At 34.8% G+C, this 6400-nt stretch carries 6 protein-coding genes; 2 read left to right on the top strand and 4 right to left on the bottom strand.

What is annotated here, in order from left to right:
• Positions 1-700 precede the first annotated feature (700 nt).
• Positions 701-1297, top strand: coding sequence for a 5-formyltetrahydrofolate cyclo-ligase (locus N2201_03800; GenBank protein MCX7785336.1), 597 nt, complete (start codon positions 701-703; stop codon positions 1295-1297).
• Positions 1298-1916: 619 nt separating this feature from the next.
• On the opposite strand, the gene N2201_03795 is transcribed toward N2201_03800, so the two are convergent.
• The 4 genes from N2201_03795 to secG all read right to left on the bottom strand — a co-directional run bounded on the left by N2201_03795 (position 1917) and on the right by secG (position 5189).
• Positions 1917-3461: a PQQ-binding-like beta-propeller repeat protein gene (locus tag N2201_03795; protein MCX7785335.1), complete on the bottom strand. Its 1545-nt coding sequence runs from the start codon at positions 3459-3461 to the stop codon at positions 1917-1919.
• Positions 3462-3596: 135 nt separating this feature from the next.
• Positions 3597-4472, bottom strand: coding sequence for a T9SS type A sorting domain-containing protein (locus N2201_03790; GenBank protein MCX7785334.1), 876 nt, complete (start codon positions 4470-4472; stop codon positions 3597-3599).
• 52 nt (positions 4473-4524) lie between these two features.
• Positions 4525-4872 (bottom strand): 50S ribosomal protein L21, encoded by a 348-nt coding sequence (gene rplU, locus N2201_03785; protein ID MCX7785333.1) that lies wholly within the window; start codon positions 4870-4872, stop codon positions 4525-4527.
• A 14-nt stretch (positions 4873-4886) separates the two neighbouring features.
• Positions 4887-5189, bottom strand: coding sequence for a preprotein translocase subunit SecG (gene secG / locus N2201_03780; protein MCX7785332.1), 303 nt, complete (start codon positions 5187-5189; stop codon positions 4887-4889).
• A 324-nt stretch (positions 5190-5513) separates the two neighbouring features.
• On the opposite strand from secG, the gene N2201_03775 reads away from it, so the two are divergent.
• Entirely contained in the window at positions 5514-6086 is a 573-nt protein-coding gene (locus tag N2201_03775) for a hypothetical protein (GenBank protein MCX7785331.1), read from the top strand.
• Positions 6087-6400 lie beyond the last annotated feature (314 nt).

The following is a 6400-nucleotide window of genomic DNA, read 5'->3' as shown; positions in this document are numbered from 1 at the left end:
TATTTAGATTGTCTTTTAAATGACCTAATGATTTAACCTCTGGATTATCAAAGGGATGGTAGAATAGGTCTCCTAATCTTTTGCCTTCTCGGTCAAACAGGCTGGTGGCTTGTTTGATTGGTATCAGCAGACAAAATTTGATTATATCTTCAAATTGCCGTAAATCCTAATTTTTCATAAACTTTGATTATTTTTAATTGACAAATTTTATTATCAATGTGTGTAAAATGTCAGGGATTTTTGGAGAAATTGCAATTTTCGGTATTATTTATTTACATTTTGAGGTATTATTTTATTTACAGGTTATGTTTGGATTGCGAGTAGGATGATGGAGATGACGAACAGGGACATCTGATTATATCTCCTATAACAAAATGTATTCCAAATTTTCCATAAGATTTAATTATCGCTCTCCACTTTTTTAAGAAAGATTTTGTAGGTGTTTGGAATAAAACAGATACCTATCTGCAGAATAATAGGTCTCAACTTATTATACCGGCTTGAAATATTGAAATCAAAATTGGAGTTCTAAATTGAATTCGGAGTGGATTAAATACTAATCCATTTATACTTGTTTTAACCATAAGAACAGTATTGACTTAGACATATTAAATATTAAATACCTTTGCTGTTAGAAATGGTTGAATAAAGGAGATTCTATGATATAATTTACAAACAATTTTTTGTAAAATAGTAGATTATGACTAAGGACGAAATTCGTTTTCGTATTTGGGATTATATGGAAAAGAACAATCTTATTACTTTTCCTAAACCTTGTTATGGTAGAATTCCTAATTTTATTGGGGCGGAAAGTGCTTGTTCTCGATTGTTAGAAATCCCTGAGTTTGAGACTGCGCAATGTATTTTTACGGCACCTGATGCCGTCTTAATTGCTGCCCGAAGATTAATTTTAGCAAGTGGTAAGACGCTGTTAGTAGCCTTGCCTCATATAACGGATTATAAAGAAATTAAAGGCAAAGAACTCGCAGATAAGGCAATTACAATTCAAGGACTTAAAAGATATGGCCAATCACCTAAAACACCAGCGGATTTATTTATTCAAGGTAGTGTTGCGGTCGATCTAAAAGGTAATCGTTTGGGCAAAGGTAAAGGTTATGGTGATAGAGAATATGAGGAACTAAAAATCAAAAATTTATTAAAACCCAATGCCAAAGTTATAACAATTGTTCACGAATGTCAGATTGTTGCGGATTTTTCTTATTTAGTAAGAGAAAAAGATGTAAAAGTTAATTATATCCTAACACCACAAAGGATTATTGAAGTTGACAATTTATAAAACTTCTAATGCAAAACTTACTGTTACATCTTACGTTATTAAAATTGATAATTTATAAAAACTTCTATTCAAATCTTACTGTTATGTCTCAAGTTATTGAAATTGACAATTTATAAAACTTCCAATGCAAAACTTACTATTACATCTCAAGTTATTAAAATTGATAATTTATAAAACTTCTAATGTAAAACTTACTGTTACATCTTAAGGTTATTAAATTTGAGAATCTATAAAACTTCTAATTCAAATCTGATAGTTGTGTCTCAAGGTTATTAAAATTGACAATCTCCACAGCTTCAAATTCAAATCTAATAGTTAATGTCTCAAGGTTATTAAAATTTATACTCTACAACTTCAAATTCAAATCTGATAGTTGTATCTCAAGGTTATTAAAATTTATACTCTACAACTTCTAATTCAAATCTAATAGTTAATGTTTCAAGGTTATTAAAATTGACAATCTCTACAACTTATAATTAGAATCTAATAGTTGTGTTTCAAGGTTATTAAAATTGAGAATATTTAACTTCAAATTCAAACTTGAATAACTTAAATCATAAAAGAATAAGTTCAAATCTTAAAACGCAGAACTCAAAACAAATACACCAACTAACTTAGTTTAGAATAGCAGAATCTTTGCAATTTGAGGCTTTTCGTTCTCAATTTCAACACGCACAAAATATATTCCTGATGGCTTTTTATTCCGGCGGATATTAAGATAATAAGCGCTGCCGTTTGACTTTATTAACGGAGTTGATTCTAACACTCTACCATTCACATCATGCAATTTAGTAGCAAAGGATTTACCTATAGGAATTGAAAGTTTTACTACTACTTGATGCGCCTTATACTCAATAGAAATCAAGTTTGATAAGCCATTTGTACTACTTTCTTTGACATAAACTCCACTGGGAAGCCCTTTGAATGCGTATAATTGATAAGGTTGACTGTTTTGGTCTTGAAGACCAACTAAAACATCTGGGATATTATCGCCGTTAAGATCAGGTGCAGCAGTAACATCATACACTCGGTCAACAAAGGTATATTGCCAAATAACCTCGCCACTTGCACCATTCATTACTTTGATATTTCTGCCATTTACCGCACCAGCAATAACTTCTGGTATGTTGTCTGCGGTAATGTCTGCCAAGGTATCAATATTCCAGCAATCACTACCAACAGTTTGAGACCAAAGCACGGTTCCATTTTGACCAGAAAGCACGCTTACCAAATTTGACCAAGAGCCGACGACGACATCATTAATTCCGTCGTTGTTTATATCGCGAATTTTTCTTAATTCGTAGATCACCCGACCTGACCCGAGATTATTCTGCCAGATTAGAGTACCGTTTGCGCCGTCAACACAATAAACCGTATAAGCCCAACCACCACAAACAACATCTGGGGTACCATTATTATTGACGTCGCCGATTAAAGCAACAAATTCGACTGAATTCCCAGTTAAATAAGACCATATTTGCGAACCAGTTCTACCATTTAAGCAATAAATTCGGTTATCTAAACCATTACCACCAGATGCGACCAGCACTTCAGGCACAGTATCATTATTTAAGTCAATATGGAGTGTAACACACATAACCGCATCATTTGGCCGAAAAGTCCAAATAGAGGCGCCAGTATGTCCATTAAAACATTGAGTAATACCTCTACGGTCATTTGATGTGCCACCAACTCCAGCCAATACTTCTGGATAATTATCATTGTTTATGTCAACAAAAGGACTTACACTATATACCCATCCAGCATTCGGATAATATGAATAACTCCAGATTATGGCTGAAGTTACACCATTTATCGCAAAGACAGTCCTTCCGGGATAGACACCGCCAGGGGTTCCCATTATTATGTCTGGTATGGAATCACCGCTAATATCGTCAATTGTCTTTAGGCCTCTGGTACCCCAAACACCCTGGCAATCGGCTCGTGTCCAAATAATTGCGCCGTCTATACCTGAGCGTAGAAAGAGTCTAATTGGTGGTGAAGGATATGCACCATAATATGCCGCAGCAACGACATCTGGATGCCTATCATTGTTATAATCATAAGTCGGCACTGCACAATAAATACCACCAGTGCCTTGTGCTGACCAAATTATTTCTCCTTGGGGTTGCATAATTAAAAATGATAATATAACTACAAACATAACAACTCCTCACCGCTGAAATCTAATCTCTCGAAACGAATTCTCATTAAATGGCATTATCTTAAAAAGGACTAAATCCAATCAATATTATTCAGCGGATTTTTATTAATCTTATTTAGCATAAAAGTCTTGTTTCTATTTTAATAATAAAACTTTTGTTATTGGTAAATTTTTAATTTTTGACGCTAAGGAGATAAAATAGATGCCTGAAGGCAATGGTTTGCCATTTTCATTTTGACCAGACCATATTACAAAATCTCTATTCTCTTGCTTATTGATAATTTTTACAAGATTACCTAATATATCAAAGATATAAATCTTACTTATTGTTCTTGACTCGGTATTAAAACTTATTTTTGTATATTGGGAAAATGGATTAGGCGACACTAATAAATCCCTGTTAAATTTAGTTTTATCTTCTTCAATAGAAGTCACGGTAACAAAGACTGCACTATCAATAACTAAAGTACCGCCGGCAGGTGTTGAGGAATTGATACCATAGGTGCGAATTATCACATCGGCCCAACGAGCCTCATTAGGTGAAAATGTATCTAACTGAATGACCTGCCAATTGGGAGCATTAAATGTATAAATTGTGCGCCAAGAACTAATTGCGGAAGAATCAGCCCGGCGCCAAGTAACAGTAATCCCTCCTCGAATACTATCACTATTCTCATAAAATCGACAGCGAACAAGAGAATAATTTCGACCTGAAGGAAGTGCTACTCTTTGGAATATACCCCGATTATTTCCTGTGCCCGCAACTTTTCTGGTCATTTTCAAAGCGTAATTGCCATCAAAAACTAAAGTGCTTTCTTTTGTTATTTGGGTATAGGTCGTATCTTCAACGCGCCAAGTACCACCGGGTTGAAAAGGATTTATCCAGTTCTCAAAACTGGGGTCAGTTAAAAGATTGGCTGAACAAATGGAAATAAAAGCAGAGTAGATATTGACACCAAATGCCAAGATTTTAATTCGGAAGATAAATTTTTTTGAACTTAAACCGAACATTAGGTTATGAAATTTTATTCAAAACGTAAGGACAAGTTTTAGTGTTGATGAGTTATTTGGGCGAATAGTTTATTTCTAACACTTCTAATTCGGTTAATGGTTGTTTATGTCCTTTTAATCGTCGATAGTTCTCTCGACGAATAAACTTAAAAGTATAAACTTTCGGGGCTCTAATATGATTAATGACTTTTGCCGTAATTTCGGCACCTTCAACTTGGGGATTACCCACAATTGCATTATCTTTAGTCCTTAAAAAGAGTACTTCATCAAATTTAATAACAGTGCCGGGTTCTGCATTTATTCTATTAACTGTAATTTTTTCGCCGGACTTAACAAGAAATTGTCCCCCCTGAATTTTCACTACGGCGAAGGTGTTATTGACATTAGAATTTTTTTCCATAATTGCTCCTCAAACTATTCGTTGCCGGGTAAAGGAGTTTCAGGTGATGGAGTGGTGCTTTCTGGCGTTGGTCGAGTCTGGACTGGGCGAACCCGGCGAGATGAAATTAAGACTAAAGAAAGGGATGTAATCATAAATAATATTGCCAAGCCAGAAGTAAGTTTAGTCATAAATGGTGCGGCACCGCCACCACCAAAAATCGATTCGCCGCCACCAAAAACACTTGTGACTCCACCCTTTTGCGGCTGTTGAAAGAGCACAATTATAATCAACAAGATACACGCCAAAATATGCAATACGATAAATAATCCAAACATAGTTAAATAATACTAAAAAATTAAGTTTAGTCAAGAAAAAAATGCAAATAAAGCAACAAGAGTTATTTTAATCACTAAATAAATTTCAGAATAACCGGAGAAGGTGCTTTTTTGGACAAAGCAGAGAAGTACGATCGGTAAGAAATGGTGCTTGTCAAAACCATTTCTTGTCGCTTAAGAAAATAATAAATTTCTTCCTGTGGAGTGTTGAGAAAAAACTCTTGAAAGTTACCTGAATATTTTTATACTTTTACAAAGCTGCTTCGTAATGCAAGGAGAGATTATGCCAAAAAGTAGCGCGGGGTAATTGGATTACTTGGGATCTTGATTAATTTCTTAATTGGTGACACGACTTATGTGAGCGGAACTATTAATACAAATACAATTTGGACACCAGAGGGTAGTCCGTATGTAATTACAGGAAATGTGATTGTTAATCTTGGCGTGCGACTTGATATTCAACCCGGAGTTAAAATTCTATTTTCAATCAATAAATATCTAATGATAAAAGGCACACTTAAGGCGATTGGAACCTCTCAAGACTCAATTATTTTTACTGGCTTGGATACTACTCAAAGGTGGCAACGACTCTGGATTAAGTCAGAAGCATCGGCCTGCACTCTAAAATATTGCAAGATTTCATATGCCAACTACAGTGCTATTTATAACGAAGACACTCTTTACATTGGCTATTGCACAATAACTAATAACTATACTGATCTTTGGGGTGGCGGCGTCTGTAATTTTGGCACCGCGATGGTCATGAATAATGTAATATCTGTTAACTATGCATCTAATGATGGTGCCGGTATTGGAAATTTTGGCAAAGCAACAATAATAAATAATCTCATCTTTAATAACATTGCTGATGCTTATGGTGAAAGCATCTATAATTGAGGAACTGCAACAATTACACAAAATACAATAATTGTTAACTATACTTATAGTGACGGTGGCGGTATTTGTAATGATGGCATAGCAACAATCATTAATAATACCATATCTAATAATAGCGCAGAGAGTTTTGGTGGCGGTATCTGCAATTATGACTCGGCGACAATAACTAATAATACGATAACTAATAACAATGCTTATGAATATGGCGGAGGTATCTACAATGACGGCATTGCGACAATTACCGGAAATACCCTCACTTATAACTACGCTGACAATCAGGGCGGAGGAATTTGTGCTGATAATGGCACAGCGAG

This window comes from candidate division WOR-3 bacterium (assembly GCA_026418155.1).
GTDB lineage: Bacteria > Hydrothermota > Tepidihabitantia > Tepidihabitantales > CAIPLT01 > JAOABV01.
The sequence above is the reverse complement of the archived record's forward strand: the minus strand, read 5'-3'. Positions and strand labels throughout refer to the sequence as shown.

Coding starts and splice junctions, on each gene's coding strand:
- N2201_03795 (MCX7785335.1), bottom strand. CDS start 3,461: ATGTTTGTAGTTATATTATCATTTTTAATTATGCAACCCCAAGGAGAA.
- N2201_03790 (MCX7785334.1), bottom strand. CDS start 4,472: ATGTTCGGTTTAAGTTCAAAAAAATTTATCTTCCGAATTAAAATCTTG.
- rplU (MCX7785333.1), bottom strand. CDS start 4,872: ATGGAAAAAAATTCTAATGTCAATAACACCTTCGCCGTAGTGAAAATT.
- secG (MCX7785332.1), bottom strand. CDS start 5,189: ATGTTTGGATTATTTATCGTATTGCATATTTTGGCGTGTATCTTGTTG.
- N2201_03800 (MCX7785336.1), top strand. CDS start 701: ATGACTAAGGACGAAATTCGTTTTCGTATTTGGGATTATATGGAAAAG.